The following is a 22,560-nucleotide window of genomic DNA, read 5'->3' as shown; positions in this document are numbered from 1 at the left end:
ATTATTAAAAACTTTTTTTATTAAGGATCTCCATAGTGTGTTGATTGGGAGAGAAAAGGGGTAAAACCGCCTTTGAAACACTTTTTAGAACTGGAAAAACTTGATATCAAGGCTAATTTAACTCTTTGTTGTTACTTTCCACCCAGAGAATTTATTCATGAAAGAATGAGGGTGCTGGCATTCCTGGATAGAGATGAAAACGACAGGAACTTGATGAACTCTATTTAAGCAGATTTTCTGCTTCTACCCACCCGAAGTGAAGTTTTTGGCCAGGTTTCTGCCCTCAAGGAATATCTGGGCCAGTTCACTCCTGTGAACCATGATGTTCCTTGAGAGAGGCTTTCATTATTTTTTCTGTCTGTTTTTGTGTGAAGTCCCTGCCATTTTAAGCAGTGAATGCTTCAGGTTCTTCCACAGGTTCACCTTGAAGTTTTTGATTGATAATAATTATTATATGGTTATTTTTTTATTTTCCATGGAATACTATGCTGAATGACTATTATTGAACAAAAATTGAAGTTTAAGGTTGATCTGGACTTTAAAACCCACAATAAGTATAGATAGATCATATTTGAAGGGGTTGTTCATGGTGGACAATAATGGCAGTTAGAGACAATTTTGTTTTATGCGGGCAATAATTACTATCTAAAATAATCTTGTTTGATAGTGATAATATTGAGTTATCCCGACAATTTTGTTCACGGGAAGCAATGATGGTAGGAGAGAGTAGAAGATTTTCTTTTGGTTAAATGTTGGAAACTTAACCCTTCAGAGTTTTATCCTTCTTTTATTCTTAAAATAACGACTTACCTTCAAAACATTTATATCTTAATAAAATAAAGTTTTGATGTAAATAAGTAAACAAAAACCATATAATCCCATATTTTTATATTAATATTTTTGTTTTAAAAGTTTTCCACACTGATTATCATGAGTAAGCTCAAAATACCCTTCAAAAGTTTGATAAGAAACGCTAAAGGTGATGACAGGGAAAGCTTGAAGGGAAAGCTCATTTATGGTATTTTCTGGAACCTGATCAGTGCTTTGGCTTCTCAGGGTTTTCCAATGATTGCAGCCATAATAGCTGCAAGGTTACTGGGTAAATTCGGCTACGGTCAGCTGGGAATGATAAACAGCACAGTCATATTGTTCTCAACATTTGCAGGGTTGGGTCTGGGAATAACCGCCACGAAATACATAGCACAGCTACACCAAACAGATCCAGAACGAACTGGACGCATCATGGGCCTCACAAATCTCTTTGGGCTAGCATCTGGAGTTGTGATGTGCATCATACTCTTTGTAATGGCACCCTGGCTTGCAGCAAACACGTTAGCTGCACCTGATCTGGCACCTGCACTAAGAATTGCATCTATACTTCTCATCTTCAACACCATGGTGGGAATACAGTCTGGATCCATTGCAGGTTTCGGGGCCTTCAAGGACCTTGCAAGGATAGCAATATTCCAGGGAGTAATATCTGCATCATTAACAGTTACTGGGGTTTATTTCTTTGGTTTAACAGGTGCAGTAACTGCAATGGTGATAAACAGCATAATAAATTTCATCCTTTATAAATTAACCATCAACAATTTGGTTAAAAGATTTAAAATCAGTATAAGTTACATTAAATCGTGGAGAGAAAAAGATGTTATTTGGAAGTTATCATTGCCTTCCATGCTCTCCAGCGTTATGGTTGGACCAGTTATTTGGATTGCAAACGTAATCATAATAAACACTCCTGGCGGCTATGGACAGTTAGGACTCTTCAACGCAGCAGACCAATGGAGAACTGCACTCGCATTCCTACCCTCAGTTATTGGAGGAGTTCTACTCCCAATGGTTTCTGCAAATATAAATAAGGAAAACAAAGCTCTAGAAACTGTTAATGTGCTTACAAGTTGGGTCCTTGTTATCATAATAGCATTACCCCTAATTTCATTTCCGGAAATTATTGCATTTTTCTACGGTCAAGGTTACTTCTCAACAGTCTTCTTACAGTCCCTGGCAATTATGATGTTTATAAGCTGTATAACATCATATAAAGAGGGAATTGCACGTAAATTAATAGCAAAAAACCTCATGTGGTGGGGATTTTTGAGCAATCTTATCTGGGGAATTTTGTTCATAGTGGCCATTATGTTCTTCAAGAATCTTGGATCATTAGGCTTGGCAGTTTCTTACCTTATTTCATATGCAATTAATACTATAATCTTCGTGCCATTTTATCTTTCCAGAAAAGTGGTTCCAAGGGATTTAATACTCTCTAAAGAAGTCTTGCTGGTCTGGATAGTTTTAATTGTACAAACCATTATAACCCTCATAGGAGTTTCTTTGTGGATACGATTCATATTCCTAATGATTTCAATTGTAATTCTTATATTCTCTTTTTACAGGATTTGGAGTAAGTGATAACATGAATGTTACTGATGTTGTTGTTAAAAATGATTACTGCATAGGCTGTGGTGTTTGTGCAGGAGTATGTCCCAAAAAAAACCTTCAAATGGACTGGTCGAACAAAGGAGAATTAATCCCCCATACAAACGGTTCATGCAAGGATAATTGTTCCATATGTCTTGATATTTGTCCTTTTTATGATCACGAAAAGAATCAGGACATTCTTTCCCATGAATTATTCAGTGAAAGTCTGGATATAAAATATGATGAGTGTGCAGGTTACTACATTGACTGCTACGTTGGTCATGTACAGAACGAACAAAAAAGGTTGAAAAGTGCTTCAGGAGGAGCTGCAACATCTTTTTTGACATCACTTCTTGAAAAAAATATTGTGGACAAGGTCGTTGCAGTTGGAACATCTCCTGATGAGGATAGGATATTTGAGTTTAAAATATTGAATAATATAGAAGAAGTAAATTCATGTGCAGGCTCTGTTTATTATCCCGTTGAAATATCAGGGGTTTTAAAAGAAATTTTAAAGGAAAAAAACGAAACCAAATATGCGGTTATAGTCCTTCCATGTGTTGTTTATGCGTTGAGGTTGGCAATGGAAAGAATTCCAAAACTCAAAAGTAAGATCAAAGTAATTGCTTCCCTGACCTGTGGTCAACTCCAAAATCGTTTCTGCACAGAGTTATTTGCCCTTGAATCTGGAGTTCCTGTTGAACAACTTTTAAAAATGGATTTCCGCAGAAAATCTGTGGATAAACCAGCTTCAGATTTTTCACATGTTGCAATCAATGAAAAGAATGAGGAAGGAATTCCTAAATACTATTCAGGGTTGCCTTTACATTTGTGGAAATATCATTATTTTAAGCAAAATGCCTGCAACTTCTGTGATGACGTGTTCGGTGAACTGGCTGATGTGACCTTCATGGATGCGTGGCTTCCAGAATACGTTAAAGACTACAAAGGAACCTCACTCATCATTACAAGAACACCACTGGCTCAAAATTTATTAGAAAGTTCTAATAAACTTAATCTAAGCAAAATAAGAATTGAAGAAATATTGAAAAGCCAGTGGGGAGTTATTGAAAAGAAAAGGGTACTCTTAAAAGGTAGGTTGTACAAAAAAGAACTATCAAATTCCCGGTATCCTAAGAAAAGGGTGAGTTCTGATGGGGCTGTTTACAATAAAAACAGAACATTTATTGAATTAACTGATGAAGTACGAAGTTTAAGCAAAGATTTGTGGCCAAAACACCGTTTGGACAAATCTACAAAAGGTTTCTGGGAAGATTGCAATGAATTGGAATCAAGGATAAAAAAATATGAAAACATATTGAGGTTAAAAAATATGTTTAGAATTCCTGTAAATTATTTAAAAAGATTATTTTGAGGTTTAAAATGGTTAAAGATGATCCAACAATTGGACTTTATGGAATATGGGGAGTTTACAACTACGGCTGTGAAGCCATTGTAAGAGGAACTGAAATAATTATCCACGAAGTGTGGCCTAATGCCCATATTAAATATATATCTCCTCGTCCGGAAGATGATAAAAATAGGCTCAAAGGATGTAATGTGGAGGTGGTTCCAAGAAAATTTCATAATTTGTTGTCAATATCAAGGTTAAATGGGATAATGGGACAAATAACGGGGTTTTACTCCAAAAAATTTTACCAAGAAGATTTAAAATGGATTGAGGACTGTGATATAATATTTTCAATTGGAGGAGATATTTACACTCTTCCACAGAACTATAATCCTAAAAAAAAGTATTATCACCCTCTGATACATTTTGGTGATTTTGTAAAATCTCGTGGCAAAATTTTTGTGATCTGGGGTGCTTCCATTGGACCATTTGAAGGTTACCCCAAAGCAAAAAAAGCATTTATTGACCATTTAAATCGAATAGATCTCATAACCTCAAGAGAACCTGTAACAACCAGATATTTAACTGATTTAGGAATGAAAAACTTTACAGAATATCCGGATCCTGCTTTCAGAGTTCCAAAACTGGATAGTATCAACAAGAAAACTTCAGATAAATTAAATATTGGAATAAATTTAAGTCCATTATCCTCCAGTTACAGTTTTAAATCAGATATGGATGTAGTTATCAAAGCCCAAGCAGACTTAATAACAGAACTTATTAAAGAATTTGATGCACAAATAACCTTAATACCCCATGTTGTATGTGATTTTGATGTAAATGATGATGATCTGAGATATTTGAAACTAATAAAATCCCAGATATCCGAGGATGTTGTTGATAATATTACTCTTGTTGAAGATGATTCGGGGTTCATTGGAACGAAAGAAATATTATATTCCTGTGATGTTGTTATTGCTGCTAGAATGCACTGTGCAATTAATGCCATCTCTATTGGTGTGCCAACTATCTTCTTTGCTTACAGTAAAAAGACCTATGGAATGGCTGAATATGTTTATGGTAATCATAAGTGGGTTGTTCCATTGAAAGATCTTAAAAACAGGGATATTAAAGGATTAATAAAAAAAATCCTCGAAGAAAAGGAACTGTTTAACTTAAATAATGAGATTAAAAACAATTATGACCTCATTAGATCATTATAAAACAATTGGACTAATTGTCTTTAACTCGTATTCTTTTATCTATGTTATAAAAATGAATTTTGATTAAATATATACTTGAGATCCACCATTTGAATAAATTTCATTTTTATTTATTAATACTTGCCAATAAAAATTAGAATTTTCTAATTTTATTTCATTTGTATTCTCATGATTTGATTTGTATATATGGCCTTTAACATTGAAAGACCTCAAGTATATTGGTAAATTCTCTATTTTTTTAGTATCTCCCCAAAATGGAGTTGGATTTATATTAAACTCTCTCAATATGAAACGGCCATAAGTGTCACTGTATAATATTGAATGTTTTGGAATTGAATTTGATAACCATTGAGCCCCGTATAATTCTTCTGTATTAAACTTAGGATAATCTTTGTTTGAGCTTAAAGCAATAGAACTTGGGGTATCATCCATTAGCTCAAAAACAAATCCAGAATTAAATAACAGTAATGTTACAAGTAATATGGATAAAAATTTAAAACCTGCGTTTTCATTTGCTATTCTCTCAGGTAATTTTAAGATTTTTTTACCTATTTTGAGCATATAAAGTCCTCCTATAATGCCAAAAGGAGATAAAGTTAAAAGCGTAATATGGTAAAGTCGGGTCACTTCAAGGGCACTGGCAAAGAAGGGAACAGTAATAGACATTAAACATATTAAAAAGCTGGATATGGAGAATATTAAGTATTCATTATCAAACTTATATGTCTTGTTAGATATGAATCTTGGAAATATATGTTCTATTAAAACCTTTAAAAACCCTATTGATATGAAAAAACTAAAAATAAAATTCAATAATTTAGTTATAAGATAAAAATATGAACTTTCTGTCCTTATAACCAGATCCAAACCTTGTGTATTTGTTGGATTTAAAAATTCGGTTAAAAAATTATTTGAAATATTACTAAAAACATTTAATAAAGCAACAAGAGCCGCAGATTCTGAGGTGTAAATGTACCAAGATAATAAAACAACTGTAAAAAATATAAAAAATGTAAAACTAACTTTGGCCTTTTTATTTATTGAATGATCCTCTTTGAACCGTTTGAATATAAAGTTTAATCCTATTAAGCTTCCTACTAAGAAAATATAAATATAAGACAAAGAATAATGTGAAACTATTAATGAAAATGTGAATAGAATAGATAAAACAGATCTTTTTATGTAATCCATTTTTTTACTTATCATGATTAAGATTAATAATACAAAAAATAATTCCGCAACTTCTTGTCTTGCAAGTTGAAACATTTCGCCATAAAATGTGAACATGAACATGAAAAATAATGATGCAAAAAATGCTATTTTTTCATTTGTTTGTTTTAGAAATATTTGATACAATGTTACTGGCACTAAAGCAAATAAAAAAGGGTAAATAATCTTAAAAATCCAAACAATATTCATATTTAAAAGTATGGAATATATTGGACCTAAAATCGAAATACTTAGCATAGAATTTACAGCAGAAAATTGTTTAGGATACCATATTGAATTTTCGATTACTTTTTTTGCTATTATATATTCCGAATGTATATCATAACCTGCAAGATATTGTGAAATTAGAGATGTGTGGTACAAGAGGGATATTGAAATTATAAATATAACAAAAGGATACATTTTTTTTGGTATTTTCTCCCAACTAACTAAAAAAACAATAATACTAATAATTATTATCAGTAACATTAATAAAATATTTTCTTGATAAACATTCATAATGTAAGTTCCAATAATAGCAAAAAAGGGAATTAAAACTAAAAAAAGAACTTGTGGGTTAAAAAATTTTTCACTTTTAATATAAGCATTTTTTGAAAATTTTTTATCAATACAAACACTTATCACTAATAATATGAGTGTAGTTGATGAAATTGTAACAAGTAAAGGGAATAAAGAAATTGGCTTAATATTCATTAAAGGATAAAATAAATTAATTAAAAACCCTAAAAAGATTAAATAAATTACACTTAAGCCGACACTCAGTACAAATGTTTCAGCATTGTTTATATTATGTATTCTAAGAATCCTAAGGAGAATTAGTCCGGGTATAAATGTGAGAAATATAAAACATGATAATTCTCTTAAAATTGGAATATGAAATCCTATTAGATCTAAGGATGTTAATGTTAACATTAATACTAAGTTAAATATTACAAACTTTATGAATAAGTTTATATTACAATCATTTAAGTTTAAAGGATTAACTATTTTCATCTTTTATACCTATGAAATAGATTTTAGTAAATTAGTTTTAATCTTTTGCCAGTCAAATTCACTTTCAGCTAGTTTTCTTGATCTTTTACCCATTTTATCTAATTTAGTATCTCCCAAATTTTTAAATTTTTCCATTGCAATAATCAAATTATTGATGGAATTATCTTCAATGACCATACCTGATTTGTATTCACGAACAAAATTTGATGCATCCCCAACATTAGTGGTTAGTACGGGTTTACCCATAGCAGAGTATTCTGAAAATTTAGTAGGAGCTGCTATTTGTGTAGCTAAACAATTAGGGCGAGGTAACACTAGAACATCACAAGTTGAATAAAGATTTAAAACTTGATCTCTAGGGAGAAATGGTAATTGGATTATATTCTTCTCTTTAAATCCATTCGAGGCACCTGCTAATAAAAAAACTATATTTTCATCCTCAAATTTATTTGCAGCCCCTAAAAAATTTTCAATCCCTTGACAACTTTGAAACCCACCAATATAACCAAATATAAATTTATCTTGTATACCCAACTTTGTTTTAATATTGTCTATGTTATTGGAGTCTTTTGGCTTAAAAAAATTCAAATCTACTCCATTAGTTACATAATGAAGTTTATCTTTTCTTATTTTCTTTTCTTTATTTAAATAATCGATCATGGTCTTTGAAACACATATATTTTTATCGGAAAAAGAAAAGTCAAGTTTGTCAACTAATTTTTTAAAGTTTTGTAAGAGAATATTTTGATTATCCAATTGTGACTCTTCCACAAGACCACCATGTACATCAAATATTAATGGTGTATCTGCAACTTTTTTTAAAATTAAAGAAATTAAAGTGCCATAATGAGTATTTCCATAAACTAAATCATATTGACTAAAATTTATGTTGCGTAAATATTTAATAAAATCATAAACATATGGGGATGATATAACTGATATATTATTTGTATCAATAATTTTTGAATTTTTAGTATAATTATTAGCTTTGCTAAAACAAACTAAATCAACTTGATGGCCTTCAGATTTTAATATACGAATTATATTTAAAATTCTCCACCACATGGCATTTTCTGAAGGTACAGAAGTAACAACACTGAGTATTTTCATTTAATACACCTTATCCTGTAGAAATTATAAACTAGTTATATAGCAAATTAAATTAATAATATTCATCAAACTATGTTCATAGTTCCATCCTAAAATTTGTTTATAAGAGTTATTTCCAAGTTTTACAGAGTTTTTCATAGCTTTTTCTATCGATAAAGATAGTTCGCATATATCATGGGATTTAACAATATACCCATTATCTTTTACTAAATCTAAAAAGCATCCTGTGGCATCTGTTACAATTACAGGAAGTCCACAAGCCATAGCCTCATTTACAACCAAACCCCATGGATCATCATACGTTGGCAAAACAAAGATATCTGAAGCATAGTAATATTTGTAAATTTCTGCAGGATCTACATGCCCTGCAAATATAACCTCTTCTCTTATATCTTCTGATTGTTTAATTAATTCCTTTTTAAAATTGCCTTCACCAACTATCAATGTTTTAACATTAATATTCCTATTTTTAAGGTTTTTAACAGATTTAATCAAGTCTTGAACGCCTTTGTGTTCAATTAAACGTCCTGCATACATAATAACAACAGAATTTTCATTTATATCATATTTTTTCCTGATTTCACTTCTGAATTTAGATGCATCATTTCCTTTTTTCACAAAATAATCAACATCAACGGTCATATATTGATTGAATATTTTTTTGGGAGGTACTTCATATTTCTCTAGGTATTTGGCACTAACAGTACCATTTGCAAAATATGCATCTGCACCATTAATCAACGTTTTTTTGATTTTTTCAATTATAAAATTTCCCTTTTTTAAATTTAATGGACAAATACCATCAATAATCATTACCCAAGGCTTTTTTAAAAGTTTTAAAGCAAAAATGGACATTAATACGGAAGGATAACCATATCCTCCAACGAAAAACGCATCAAAGTCTTGAAAAACTGTTTTTAAAACTCCGGGATTGAAATGGAAAGATCTAAAACTTATGCCTCTTAGGAAAACTTCTTTTATGCCTTCTGAAGAATCAACGTTCCAATAGCGATCTTTTTCTATATTGGCACAGTAAAAAACCGTTATGTCTAAATATTCACAATTTGAATAATATTCCCACTGTTTTTTCCTGTAAGGAGTGGGTATATTGGTTATAATTGCTATTTTGATCTTTTTCTTGGGCTTAAATGGATTATACAATGTGATACTCCCCATTAGTCAATTATTTCATGAGTGTAAATCTCTTCGAGTTTATTCATTGTTTTGTCTAAATTAAAATTAACTTGAACGAAATTGGAACATTTCTTGCTTAAATTTTTCCTTAATTCATCATTCTCCAAAATTGTAAGTAAAGCATCTTTTAAAGAATTTTTATCAAATTTAACTACATATCCAACATCATTTCTTATTAAATCTGATATTCCACACCCCTCGGTTAATATAACTGGAGTTTCACATGCGCACGATTCTATAACCGTATTAGGAAATGTTTCATAAATAGAAGGTAAAACATAAATATCTGCATCGATATAGGCTTCTAATTTGTTTTCTTTATATAATGGGCCTGGAAACATAACTTTATCAGCTAATTTTAAATTTTTCACTATTTTTTTTAATTGATCCAAAAATCCATCATTTGGCCCTATTATAACAAGTTTAACATCATCTAAATCTTTTGAAATCTCTGAAAATGATTCTAAAAGTAAATCAAGACCTTTTATTCTATTTATTCTACCTAAATACAAAATGAATTTTTCATTATCATCAATACTATACTTTTTTCTGAATTCTCCTTTTTTAGGAAGATTCTGATACTCTGACAAATTAATTCCATTTGGAACAATTTCAATTTTATCTTCAGGGACTCCCATCTTGTGATATTGTTGAAACTCAGTTTCAGTTAACGCAATTAATTTAGATGCACCCTCTAAAAGTTTGTACCCCCAAATATGATCATAAACTTTCTTTAATTTTTGTTTTTGGAAAAATGGGAGTACAGAACCATGTGCCTGTAAAATATAGGGTACATTATACTTCTTTGAATATTATATATGTGTAACACTAAAGTAGGGATCATGATAACCACAGCAACAACAGTCACCACTGCAGCAACAACGGTGACTACCGCGGACGTCATGACCTACAGTATGGTAGCTGTGGTCGCCTTGATACTGTTTTTAGCACTCAAGGAGATCATGAGCTCAGAGGCAGAGAACAGAAGCGTTAAAACCTTTATGAAAGGAATAAACGTTGCAATTGTCCCCTTACTTCTCGTATTCGTAGCAATTGTGGCTTACAAGGTAGTTGCAGTTATTTAAGGAGTCTTATTTATGAAAAAATGGACGATAGCATTATTAGCAGTGGTAATTATAGCAGTTTTGGGAATCGCAGCATTTTCACTTACAAGCAACAACAGCCAAACCAGTGCCTCCAATGGAAAGGGAACAGACATGGCCTTTTACAACCAGGCAAACTGCTGGGTACATGCAGTAGTTGTGATCTCCAATGTGACGGTGGAAAACCAGACCAAACCTGACACCTACTTTGCAGAAGTCTGGATGAAACCTTCAACAGGTACAACTCAGATAAACCTCAGCCAGTTACTGGGATACGGAGACAAAGCTCTTCCTGAAGGTACAACAATGCGTGTTAAGGTTTTAAGAGACCTTGCAAGCAACCAGTACGCAGGACAGAATCAGACCTCCAATTCCACCATAAAAGCATGGTCCAACGCACAGACAGCACCAGATAACAGTGCAATACTTCAGAACATTCAGTTATCACAGCTGGTTTACGCAATGCCATCAAATGTAACTGACGACTCAATAAACGTTACAAGCGATGCAACACAGGGAGCAATCTTCCTTCAAGGAGTTCACTGTGCAAGCTACGAGTTCCTTGTAACAGTCAACTCCGATGGAAGTGTGAACTTAAGTATCACGCAGCCCGTTGTTTTCTGCGAGCACATGGCAACCAGTGCATAAATCTGTACGAGATTAACCCAAACTAAAACATTGAATACATTTTCTTTTTTATTTTTATTTTAGGATCAAATCTTTTCATCTTAGGAGCAAAATCAGCATGGACAAACGCATCATTCTAATCTCTGCAGTGGTACTCCTGGGACTCTTAGCCGCAGGAACAGCATCAGGAGCCCTCATAAACCTTGTTTTCCCTGAGATCCCCTACAACTACACATCCTACGTAACCATACCAGCACACTCCCAGAACGAAGAATCCTTCGTGGGTTACTACAGGATAAACGGTACAGGCAAGGATTTCAACTTCAAGATAGTTCTCCCTGGAGCTGAGAACAATGAAGATCCCCTCTGCTACACCATAGACGGGCTCAACGGCACAGGTGAACTGGACCGCATAAACATAAACTACAACACCGTGGCTGCACTTTGGAACAGGAACATCACAGGTGCTGTGTTTGCAACGCCAATGAACGGAACCTTCACCACCCACTGCGGTAACTGGACAGGCTACGGAAACTTCTCCAACAACGGAACCTACTTCCCGGGACAGTTCAAGATAGACGGGCCTGTAACAGATTTCAGGGGCAGCTTCCAGTTCGTACAGGACGGTAAAAGGATAAAGATACTGGCTGACTACGTATATTACCCCCACCTGCAGGATCAGCTTGCAAAGAGGGTTGTGAACACGTTTTACATGTAGTGCAATCGAAAATAGATTTATTTTCTTTTTTTAGTAAAAACTAACATGGAAAAACTTTTTTTTATTTTTATAAAATTTAATAAATAAAACTATTTAAGTATGATAATGTTTAAAAATAAGCTTAACCAAGAAGGGTGGGGGTTGAGTTTTTTTGAGTGAAGATTGGGATATATACGAAATTTTAAGTTTTCTAAAAGATATCCGTGAAGATAAAATTGTTTTCACAGGACATGTCAAAGAAAAAATAGAAGATCGTGGGATATCCTATGATACTATAGTTAACTCTATTTTAAATGAAACTCCTTTAGCTATTTCAAAACAAAATTTCAGCAAATTCAAAGTTAAATATCCCTTTAAAAATAATGAATCGAGGTATGATCTGGTTGTTGTTGTCGCAGTAGAACATGTAACCAAAAGCTTAAAGGTAATCACAACATATAAGGAAAATGTTAAAAAAAGGGTGCGATAAGATGGTAGTTAAAGAATTTGAGATTGAAGAACATTACGATCCAGTTGCAGATTCTCTTTACATTCGAATCATTGATGATTATGAATACAGGGAATCAATAGACATGGGGGAGAATGTGATACTGGATTTTGATAAAAATCATGTTCCAGTAGCCCTGGAGATAGTTGATGCTTCCAAAAAACTTAACCTAAACCCCTTCTCTTTGAAAAGAATGGTTGAAGTTACCATGCAGATAAGGATCAAGGAAGAAGCCATTGAATTACACGCTACCTTATCAGTACCTGTACACAACAAACAGCTGGAAAAACCTGTTGATATCACTGCAATTAACGATACTGATATACCTCAGATACAGACCAACTTTGCAACTGCATAATTTTTTTTCATGTACCCTCTTCCACAGCTGTACAAACTCTTTTTTTTGTCTATTTACATTAATGAACACCTAAAAAATTATTCAGAACTGGGAGTTACCTGAAACTATCAACCATTGGGAAGTTCCTAGTAGTTCAAAAACCTGCAATAAAAATATTAATTTTTAAGCTTGATTTCGTTATTGGGAAGGAAATAAGGCATAAAATACCTAAAAACTTCTTTTTTAAATCCCTTTTAAAATAAGAATGTTAATTGTGGTTCCCTTTTAAAGTAAGCTTTTTAAAATAAGAATATCCCTTTTTTTCATCTAAAACTTCTAAAAAAAATCAGATCCTGAGGGGGAAAATCCTGAGGAGGAAATGGTGGGACCTGCACCCGCAGATCCCTTTTTTTATTTAAAACATCAAAAATGGACCTTTATCGTTGTTAAAGTTGTAATATGCTGCCACATTACATATTGGCTCCCAACTAGTATATAAAGTTTGCTTTATTTTTTTTAAAGTAAAATGGATTTTATTAAAGTAAAATGGAAAGCTATATATAATCAACTTTACTTAATTTTTTATCAAGCATATTTGAATAATCATCTGTGCTTACCAAAACTTAAAAAAGGAGGTGAAAATGTGAAAAAACATATACTTATGCTTCTTATTGGTCTTTTAGTGGGAATAACACTTTTTGGATCCGCAGTTTCAGCTGCAGACCCTGTCAATGATACCCGCATTCAGACAGCTGATCCTGTTACCTTGAACAGCTCTGGAAACCTTCCAAATGTGAAGAGTTCAAACCAGGCCTCAAATCAGGCTTCAAGTCCTGCTTCAAATCAGGCCCCAAAGAGCGAAGTTGATCCCGAGATCACCCTGAACATCACCCTGGAACATCCTGAGGCCCTTTCAAACAAGCTCCCAACTGTAACTGTGAAGGATGCAGCTGGAAACACTGTGAAGGGCGTAGCAGTAACCAGGATGGGAAGTGGAAAGTACAAGGTTAACTTCACAAGCGATAAAAAGAACTTCAACTTAACTGTGGGTGCAGGTGGACACCTGTCCCAGACAGTGAACGTGTCAGTCTCCCAGAGGAACGTCACGGATCCCACACTCTACGGTGAAGCAAGTGTGAACCTGAGGGCATACAACATGCTCATAATAAGTGGATGTCCCAGCTACGCCAAGCCATTCGTTGATTCAAACAAGAAACTCCGGGAGAAGGGATACTACTTCAACCTGAAATTCTTCACCAACGAGGATCTCACATCTGCAGACACCAGGGCCAGGATAAAACAGCTGGCAAACAGGGCAGACCTCATAATCATAGAGATGATCAGTGAAGCAGGCACGCTCTCAAATTTAATGCCCCTCATATCCGATTCAAATGCCAAGATAATGGCTTTAAGGTGCAGTGTTACATTTTCAAACAACACAAAAATAGATGCAAACGACACAGAACTCAGGGCATACTGGGATGGAACAGGTGCAGACAACATGGAGAGGTTCCAGCTCAGGGTACTTCAAAGGATTGGAATGCCGGTTGAGGCATCTGAAAACCTCAGCGTGGTCAACTATCCAACAGAGTTCATATACCATCCAGATTCAACCACACCACAGTTCGCAACCTGGGCCGACTACCTGAGCTGGTACAAAAGCAGCGGCCACTACAAACCAGGCAAGGCATGGGTGGGTGTAATGATGTACGCATCCACGTTCTTCAATGGAAACAGCGACATGGCAATGAGCATACTCAGAAGCCTTGAAGCCAAGGGCCTGAACGTGGTTCTGGCTGTAACATCACCAACCGACACTGCCAGGGCAAATGCCATAACCAAGTACTTCTTGGATGGCAGCACATCCAGGATAGGTGCCCTCGTGGCCTGCGTTGGCTACAACATCATATACAACAACCCCCAGAACAGCACAGATCTACTTAAAAAGATGAACGTACCAATATTCTCCCCTATCTATGCCTCAGACCTTGAAACCTGGAAGAACAGTTCTTCAGGACTGTCCAGTGAACTTTACTGGCAGGTGGCATGGCCTGAGATGGAGGGGAGGATAGAGCCCATAATCATGGGTGGTGTTGAATCAGCAGAAACAGATCCATACACAGGCATCGTTGTGAAGAACTACACACCACTACCAGACAGGATAGAGAGAATAACCAACAGGGTCTACAACTGGATAGCACTCCAAACACTCCCCAACAGTGCAAAGAAGATAGCAATTATCTACTACAACAGTGCAGGGGGTAAGGATGGAGTTGGTGCTTCCTACCTCAACGTTCCTGAGAGCATATCAGCCATACTCAAGGCACTCAAGGCAGCAGGCTACGATGTATCAGGCAACGTATCAACTGAATCCATAATCAAACTCTTCACCACGGCTGGAAACAACGTGGGTTCCTGGGCTCCAGGAGAGCTTAAAAAGGTGGTTGATGCAGGTGCAGTAACCATACCCCTCAGCGAGTACATGGAATGGTTCAACACACTGCCAGAAGAACTCAGAAATGAGGTCACTGCTAAATGGGGTCCAGCTCCAGGCAACGTCATGGTCTACAACGGTAACATTGTTTTACCGGGTATCATGCTGGGCAAGGTATTTGTCGGTGCTCAGCCCATGCGCGGATGGGGAGAGAACTCCACAGACATTGCCCACTCACCAACACTGCCTCCAACCCATCAGTACATTGCATTCTACATGTGGCTCCAGAATAAAATGGGTGCCAACGCAGTCATACACCTGGGAACACACGGAACCCTGGAATGGCTTCCTGGAAGAAGCGTGGGACTTGGCGGGGATGACTGGCCAGATGTTCTCCTGGGAAACATGCCCAACATCTACCCCTACATAGTTGACAACACTGGGGAGGGAACCCAGGCCAAGAGAAGGGGCTACGCAGTGATAATAGATCACCTGACAGCTCCCCTCATAACCTCAGGCCTCTACGGAGATCTTTCAACCCTCCAGGACCTAATAAACAGCTACGACAACACAGGCAACAGCCAGCGTAAAACAGCTCTTGAAAAACAGATCAGGGCAATGGTAACCAAACTCCACCTGGATCAGGACATAGGCCTCAACATGAAGACAGCAGCATTCAGCGACATTAAAAACCAGGTTGAACATCACCTGGAGGATCTTGCAGCAACCCTCATGCCCTACGGACTCCACACCTTTGGAGTTGCCCTCAACGGCACCATACTGGATCAGATGGTTGAATCCATTGTGAGCTTCAACCCTGCAGAGAGGAACAACGCAGAGTTCAGGGCAAAGATACGGGCCGCACTCTCTCAAAACTACGAAATAGAAGCCCTGCTTGCAGCCCTGAATGGAGAGTATGTGTCACCAGCTTTAGGCGGTGATCCAATACGCAAGCCAGACGTGCTCCCAACTGGTGCAAACTTCTACTCCTTCGACCCGAGATCAGCTCCAGATGCAACTGCCTGGCTGATAGGTAAGCAGATGGCCGACGACATGCTCGCAGATTACTACAAGAAGAACGGACACTACCCCGAAACAGTGGGTGTTGTTCTCTGGTCAACTGAAACCATGCGTACCAACGGCCAGACCATAGCCATGATACTCAGGTACATGGGCCTGGAACCACAGTGGAAGTCAGGAAGGTTCGTGGGTGTTACTGTAACCCCGCTGAGCAAACTAACACTGAATATCAACGGAAAAACCGTGAACAGGCCACGTGTTGATGTGCTTGTGACCATAAGCGGTCTCTTCAGGGACACCTTCTCCTACACCATGGAAATTATGGACAAGGCCTTCCGTCAGGTTGCAGCTCTGCCTGAGAGCACAAACAGCAACTACGTTAAGAAACACTACCAGAACAACTACAACAAGTACACCAAGGCAGGTATGAGCTCTAAAGATGCAGATGCCCTTGCAGGGGCCAGAATATTCGGACCTGCACCTGAGGGTTATGGAACAGGAGTTGCAGCACAGGTACCAAACACATCCAAGTGGAAGGACCAGTCGGATCTTGTTGATACCTACCTCTCAAGGATGTCCTACATTTACGGTGCAGGCTCCTACGGTATAGGGGGACTTCAGGCCTTCAAGGATCAGCTGAAAACTGTGCAGGCAACTGTGCAGGTCAGGGACAACAACTACGGAGTTCTTGACAACGACGATGTTTACCAGTACCTGGGCGGTCTTACAATGGCTGCAAAGAGTCTTTCTGGTTACGATGTCAGTACCTACATTGCAAACACACGGTCCACTCCAAGGATAGAAACACTTGACAGTTTCATGGCCACGGAGTTCAGAACCAGGCTTGCCAATCCCAAGTGGAAGGAGGGTATGCTCAGCCAGGGATACGCAGGTGCCAACGAGATTGCAAAGGAGATAGGTAACATGTTCGCCTGGGACGCTGTGCAGTCCAACTCAATTAAGGATTGGATGTACGATACCCTGGCCAAAGATTACATGACCAACCCTGACATCCGCAGTGCCCTCTTAAAATCAAATCCCTACGCATACACATCCATACTTGGATGGATGCTTGAGGCAAACATGAGGAACATGTGGAGCACTGACAAGGCAACCATCACGGACCTTGCAAACCAGTACATCACCTACACCAACCAGTACGGTGTAACATGCTGCCACCACACCTGTGGAAACATCCAGTTCAACCAGAAGCTGGTGCAGATGTCATCCCTGAGCATGGAAGCCCTGAAGAAGTTTGCAAGCACCGTTGCAGAGGCAACTGGTAAGAGTGTGAACCTTCCAAACACCCAGTCAAACGTTGGTCAAAGTCAGTCCAACGCTGGTCAGGGTCAGTCACAGGCTGGTAAGGGAGCAAGCACTGCAGGTTCATCTGCATCCTCCTCTGCGTCCAGTCAGTCCGCTGTAAAAAGTGGCAGTGACACTTCCAAGGCAAGTTCATCCAACAATGGAAAGGCAAGTGAGATATCAGTTAAAAGCAGTCAGGGCGCATCAGGTTCTTCTGGAGTGCCATTTGCTGCTATTGCAGGTGTTCTCGCACTTCTCGGACTTTTAGGTGTTGGATACTTCAAGGGAAGAGGTTAAATAAACCATATCTGGGTTAAGTAAACATATTTTAAGGGTTAAAACCCCTATTTTTTTATTTTTTTTAGTTCAAAGCTTGAATCCGATTTTACAGTTTTTAACTGGATTTTGCAGTTTTTAATTAGATTTTGCAGTTTTTAACTGGATTTTGCAGTTTTTAATTAGATTTTACATTTTTTAAATCGGATTTTGTAGTTTTTTAAATCGGATTTTACATTTTTTTAACTGGATGTTATAGTTTTTAATTGCATTTTACAGTTTTATTTGGAATAATCGGGGAAAAATTCCATTGTTCATGGATTGATTTTATTCCTTTGGTTGATTGGTTTTCCATTGTTGAGTTGTTCCATGTTTTTCAAATTATTTCATGCTTTTCAAACTTTTAATCACTAGTTATGCAGCCATCCGTGCTGATGGAATTCTTGAGTTATTCAAACTCTAAATTCATGCTTTTGGCCTGGAAAAATGCAAAGATATATAATCAACTTTACTTAATTTTTTATCAAGAACATTTGATTAATTGCTTGGGGGATGTTAAAAGATTTAATACGAATTTGAAAGTAAAGGCCCTATTAGTATTAATTCGCCAGATGTTATTACAGATCTGGTTGTTCTGGGCCTGAAAGTAATAATAAAAAATAAATAGAAAGTATTATATATTCAAAAAGTGCAGAACATGGAATGGTTAAAATGATCGAGTTACTATGGAAATTAGGAGTTTTATCAGCAGTTCTTGTATTCGGTGTGAAAATAGGGCTGGCAATGGGATTTGCAGGATTATCGAAAAGGGTGGCAGCTTTAATTACCCTTGGATACGGTGGGGGGATACTCCTACTGTCAAAACTTGCAGAGGGATACACTGATGTTCTTTATAAAGTAATTTACGACTACAATTTTGCAATATTCCTTTTAATGGCAGTTGTTATTGCCTACGCAGGTTTTCACACCATCAAGGAGTGGAAGAGGAACAAGAAAGATCATGCCAAGGCATCGTGCATGGCAATGATAGCACCGTGCCCATGCTGCTTCGGAGCAGTCATCGCAGCAATCATACTGGTTTCACCGGTTATAGGTGCATCATCCTTTGTGATAGGGAAGTACGCAGCACTGTTCCTTGCCATAACAATGGGAATATTCTACATGGCATCGGGTGCAATCGTCAGGATCAGCAAAAAGCCCTACCCAGTTCTCCTGGGCAACTTCATGCTCTTCGTTGGACTCTACTTCCTTGCATCTGCAATAGTGATTCCAAATATCAGCACTGCCATGACATCCAAGGCCAGTCCCCTGACGATTCCATCACTCAACGTGGTTGCAGGGGTTCTTGTTGCACTTGCCCTCCTAGTTGGACTGGGCATTTTCATGACCCGGAAAAAGAGCTTGCTGGTTAAAGGTTGATTTCAATGATATATTAGTTATTAGAGGTGTTTATAATGGTTGCAGTTCCAGGTAGTGAATTTTTAAGCAGTATTCTGCATGTTATCTCTCAGAGCCTCCTCATCCCTGTGATCGTGGGGCTTTTAGCCTTCATGGTCTATGCAATAGTGGCCTTTGGAGGGCTGCTCTCAGAATATTCAAGCAGAATCCGCCTAAGCACAGAGGAAATAGAAACGATAATCAATGATCTATCAAGATCAAGAAGCTCAGAAGAGCTTATTAATATAATTAAAAGCAGTACACTTTCAGATCCCCAGAAGGAAATAGTTATTAAAATTGCTTCCAACCCTGATATGGGTGCCAAGTCAAGGGAAGCATTTGCAAGGAAGTTAATTGAAGCAGAGGAATTGAAGGCTGCACGCAGCCTTGAAAAAACAGATGTGGTAACCAGGCTAGGTCCAACCCTGGGTTTGATGGGTACCCTGATACCCATGGGCCCGGGCCTTGCAGCCCTGGGTGCGGGGGATGTGAACACCCTTGCCCAGGCCATAATAATAGCATTCGACACTACTGTTGTTGGTATTGGGGCAGGTGGTATTGCATACGTGATCTCCAAGGTGAGGAGAAGATGGTACGAGGAGTACCTGTCCAACCTTGAAGCCGTGGCAGAATCTGTACTGGAGGTTTTGGATCATGTTAAGACGAAAACGCCGTATCCTAGTGGACAATGATGAAGATCCACTTGCAGGAACAACCAACCTTGTTGATGCAATGCTGGTGCTTGCAGTGGGATTTCTCATATGCCTGGTTGTATCATGGAACATGCAGAGTGTAGTTTTCAGCAGTGCTTCTCCAGAAGAAAAGAAACAAACCATGGAAGCCATGCAGGCGGCTGCAGAAATCCAGATGGGTCAGCAGCTCAACAGCACACCACAAACACAATCAGGACAGGGTTCTGGTTATGCAGAACTTGGAAAAGTTTACAAAGACCCTAAAACCGGGAAACTCATCATGGTTGAAGGCGGCTCCTGATGGGTAGCTGGGACCTTGAGTTCCACTATCCACTTCACATGATCTTAATTCCTTCTCATCGCCAGGTAAATCTATATCTGCCCAATTTCACTTCAGACCATTTTATTTCTTTTCCAGATGATCTTATTTCTTTTTGATTTCATCTCAGACCATCTTGATCTTCTGACTCACCTCCAGACCATCTTCATCATTTATTCAGCTGCTGATTTCACCTTCCAAATCAATCCTTAACCTTCGTTTAATTTTCCCCCACTTTCCTGGTGGATCTTTCAGTTCATGATTCCCTTTTTCCATGTTCTTTCAGTTTTTCTTCCTTCTTTTAGCTCTTATTTTAATCTTCGATTCCTTTTTTGGATGTTCTTTCAGTTTTTCCTTCTTTTTTTGTCAAACCTTTTAATTTATAACCCATTCTTTAATCAATCTTTCAATATCCCGCCTGTTTTCTCACCGGATGTTCAAATTAGGGGTAAAATAGTTTTTTTCAAAGGATCATTTAGTGTTAACATTTTAGGGCAAAATCCCATGTTTTTAGGGAATATGAAAATTGAAAAAACATTTTTTCCGGCTTAAAAACATTTATAACACATTTTTCAGCCTATAAATGAAAATCAGTGCCCTTCAGAACTGGTATCATGGTGGAGTAATACACAAACTTTATATTATATTTTAATCTAAAAGAAAAACATCATTATAAATCATTAATAATTCGGTGATAACTTATGGCACCTAAACCAAAGGAATTCAATGGCAATTTTTGGAAAACAAAGGATTTCAAGGTCTCAATAGGTGAGATAATTGAAAAAGAGAGGTCTGAGGCTTCGAGGGAAGAGGTACCAATGGGACCAACCCCAAAACCAAGCGTAACAGACCTTAGATCATGGGATATGAAGCTACTTAACAGGTATGAGCCTTTCTATGCTCCTTTCTGCGACATGTGCTGCCTCTGCACCTACGGTAAGTGCGACCTTCTGGGTAAGAAGGGAGCCTGCGGTATTGATGCAAAGGCACAGCAGGGCAGAATGGTTCTTATAGCATCATGCATAGGAACTGCAGCCCATGGAGGACACTCAAGACATTTACTGGAATATTTAATAGATAAAAAAGGTGAAGACTTCCCAATAGATCTGGGGGGAAGCATAGACATAGAAGCACCCATCATGCGTACAGTCATAGGTAAAAAACCTGAAACACTGGGTGACCTGAAGGAAGCAATAGAATACGTTGAAGAACAGTCATTACAACTTCTTTCAGCAGCACACACTGGACAGGAAGGAAATTACAAGGACTTTGAATCCAAGGTGCTTCACGCCGGTCTCATGGACCACGTTGGAATGGAGGTGGGGGACATAGCCCAGATAGTGGCCCTCAACCTGCCCAAGGGATCAGAAGACGCACCCCTGGTTGAACTGGGACTTGGAACCATAGACCGTGAAAAACCGGTTATCCTGTGCATAGGACACAACGTTGCACCTGGAGCCGGAATCATGGACTACATGGAAGAAGAGGGACTTGAAGAGGACCTTGAAGTCTGCGGAATCTGCTGTGCAGCCATAGACATAACACGGTACAACAACCAGGCCAAGATCGTTGGTCCAATCTCAAAACAGCTGAAATTCGTGAGAAGCGGGGTTGCAGATGTTGTTGTTGTTGATGAACAGTGCGTTCGAACCGATGTTCTTGAAGAGGCCCGTAAAAACAAGGCAGTGGTCATAGCAACCACAGACAAGATCTGCATTGGACTGCCTGACAAGACCAATGAAGACCCTGACAAAATCGTGTCAGAACTTCTGAACGATGAAATTGAAGGCGCTCTCATACTCAACCCTGACAAGGTTGGAGAGGTTGCTGTCAAAGCCGCAAGAAAACTTTCAGGTGAAAGGAAAAACCTTAAAATGCTCCCCGACATGGAAGAGGTTGTTGAATACGCCAAAGAATGCACAGAATGTGGATGGTGCGACAGGGTGTGTCCCAACAGCCTCCCAATGATGGATGCAGTCATGGGAATTACCAGGGATGATTTTTCCAAGATGGAAAAACTCTACGAGCACGACCTCTGCTACACATGTGGAAGGTGCGAACAGGAATGTCCAAGGGACATCCCAACAGTTTCACTCCTCACCAAGGTTGGAGAACGCTCAGTTAAGGATGAGAAGTTCAACATCAGGGCAGGACGTGGACCTGTGCAGGACGTTGAAATAAGGAAGGTAGGAGCACCAATAGTTTTCGGTGACATACCTGGAGTTATAGCCTTCATAGGCTGCACCAACTATCCTGAAGGCGGTATTGAAGTTGCAAAGATGG

The 22,560-nt window shown here is 37.7% G+C and carries 17 protein-coding genes and 1 pseudogene; 13 read left to right on the top strand and 5 right to left on the bottom strand.

The window, feature by feature from the left end; all coding sequences use genetic code 11:
• Positions 1-930 precede the first annotated feature (930 nt).
• Genes J2756_RS11370 through J2756_RS11360 form a run of 3 tightly spaced genes read left to right on the top strand, consistent with a single transcriptional unit; the run spans position 931 to position 4,995 of the window.
• Positions 931-2,412, top strand: a complete 1,482-nt coding sequence (locus tag J2756_RS11370) for an oligosaccharide flippase family protein (RefSeq protein WP_209585576.1) — start codon at positions 931-933, stop codon at positions 2,410-2,412.
• A gap of 4 nt (positions 2,413-2,416) precedes the next feature.
• Positions 2,417-3,796, top strand: coding sequence for a Coenzyme F420 hydrogenase/dehydrogenase, beta subunit C-terminal domain (locus J2756_RS11365; RefSeq protein WP_209585575.1), 1,380 nt, complete (start codon positions 2,417-2,419; stop codon positions 3,794-3,796).
• Between the two features lie 8 nt (positions 3,797-3,804).
• A complete protein-coding gene (locus tag J2756_RS11360; RefSeq protein WP_209585574.1) occupies positions 3,805-4,995 on the top strand; it encodes a polysaccharide pyruvyl transferase family protein in 1,191 nt (396 codons plus the stop codon).
• Between the two features lie 63 nt (positions 4,996-5,058).
• Here the strand turns inward: J2756_RS11360 and J2756_RS11355 are convergent, their stop codons facing one another.
• From J2756_RS11355 to J2756_RS11655, 5 genes and pseudogenes are all read right to left on the bottom strand, one after another.
• Positions 5,059-7,218: a DUF2206 domain-containing protein gene (locus J2756_RS11355; RefSeq protein ID WP_209585573.1), complete on the bottom strand. Its 2,160-nt coding sequence runs from the start codon at positions 7,216-7,218 to the stop codon at positions 5,059-5,061.
• Positions 7,219-7,227: 9 nt separating this feature from the next.
• Positions 7,228-8,328, bottom strand: coding sequence for a glycosyltransferase family 4 protein (locus J2756_RS11350; protein ID WP_209585572.1), 1,101 nt, complete (start codon positions 8,326-8,328; stop codon positions 7,228-7,230).
• 24 nt (positions 8,329-8,352) lie between these two features.
• Positions 8,353-9,489, bottom strand: coding sequence for a glycosyltransferase family 4 protein (locus tag J2756_RS11345; RefSeq protein ID WP_209585571.1), 1,137 nt, complete (start codon positions 9,487-9,489; stop codon positions 8,353-8,355).
• 14 nt (positions 9,490-9,503) lie between these two features.
• Complete coding sequence (locus tag J2756_RS11340; protein WP_281063400.1) at positions 9,504-10,112, bottom strand: glycosyltransferase; 609 nt, start codon at positions 10,110-10,112, stop codon at positions 9,504-9,506.
• Between the two features lie 6 nt (positions 10,113-10,118).
• Positions 10,119-10,313: pseudogene (locus J2756_RS11655) on the bottom strand (glycosyltransferase); the annotation flags it as partial.
• 51 nt (positions 10,314-10,364) lie between these two features.
• Between J2756_RS11655 and J2756_RS11335 the strand changes: the two are divergent.
• From J2756_RS11335 to cdhA, 10 genes are all read left to right on the top strand, one after another.
• On the top strand, positions 10,365-10,607 hold the full coding sequence (locus J2756_RS11335) for a hypothetical protein (protein ID WP_209585569.1): 243 nt from the start codon (positions 10,365-10,367) through the stop codon (positions 10,605-10,607).
• Between the two features lie 12 nt (positions 10,608-10,619).
• Entirely contained in the window at positions 10,620-11,273 is a 654-nt protein-coding gene (locus J2756_RS11330; protein WP_209585568.1) for a hypothetical protein, read from the top strand.
• 97 nt (positions 11,274-11,370) lie between these two features.
• Positions 11,371-11,970, top strand: coding sequence for a hypothetical protein (locus J2756_RS11325; RefSeq protein WP_209585567.1), 600 nt, complete (start codon positions 11,371-11,373; stop codon positions 11,968-11,970).
• A gap of 151 nt (positions 11,971-12,121) precedes the next feature.
• Entirely contained in the window at positions 12,122-12,439 is a 318-nt protein-coding gene (locus J2756_RS11320) for a hypothetical protein (RefSeq protein ID WP_209585566.1), read from the top strand.
• Between the two features lies 1 nt (position 12,440).
• Complete coding sequence (locus tag J2756_RS11315; RefSeq protein WP_209585565.1) at positions 12,441-12,815, top strand: DUF2283 domain-containing protein; 375 nt, start codon at positions 12,441-12,443, stop codon at positions 12,813-12,815.
• A 622-nt stretch (positions 12,816-13,437) separates the two neighbouring features.
• Positions 13,438-17,850 carry a cobaltochelatase subunit CobN gene (locus J2756_RS11310; RefSeq protein WP_342593142.1) on the top strand — a complete coding sequence of 1,471 codons (4,413 nt, stop codon included), beginning with the start codon at positions 13,438-13,440 and terminating at the stop codon, positions 17,848-17,850.
• A gap of 681 nt (positions 17,851-18,531) precedes the next feature.
• Positions 18,532-19,248 (top strand): DUF2162 domain-containing protein, encoded by a 717-nt coding sequence (locus tag J2756_RS11305; protein ID WP_245316059.1) that lies wholly within the window; start codon positions 18,532-18,534, stop codon positions 19,246-19,248.
• 35 nt (positions 19,249-19,283) lie between these two features.
• Complete coding sequence (locus J2756_RS11300; protein WP_209585564.1) at positions 19,284-19,958, top strand: MotA/TolQ/ExbB proton channel family protein; 675 nt, start codon at positions 19,284-19,286, stop codon at positions 19,956-19,958.
• Positions 19,921-20,259, top strand: coding sequence for a DUF2149 domain-containing protein (locus J2756_RS11295; protein WP_209585563.1), 339 nt, complete (start codon positions 19,921-19,923; stop codon positions 20,257-20,259). The genes J2756_RS11300 and J2756_RS11295 overlap by 38 nt, the downstream gene beginning before the upstream one ends.
• 719 nt (positions 20,260-20,978) lie before the next feature.
• Positions 20,979-22,560 (top strand): CO dehydrogenase/acetyl-CoA synthase complex subunit alpha (gene cdhA, locus J2756_RS11290; protein ID WP_209585562.1); only part of this gene is annotated, 1,582 nt, incomplete at its 3' end.

This window comes from Methanobacterium aggregans, assembly GCF_017874455.1.
GTDB classification, from domain to species: Archaea; Methanobacteriota; Methanobacteria; order Methanobacteriales; family Methanobacteriaceae; genus Methanobacterium_C; species Methanobacterium_C aggregans.
Note: the sequence above shows the minus strand (reverse complement) of the source record. Positions and strands in the feature narration are given on the sequence as shown.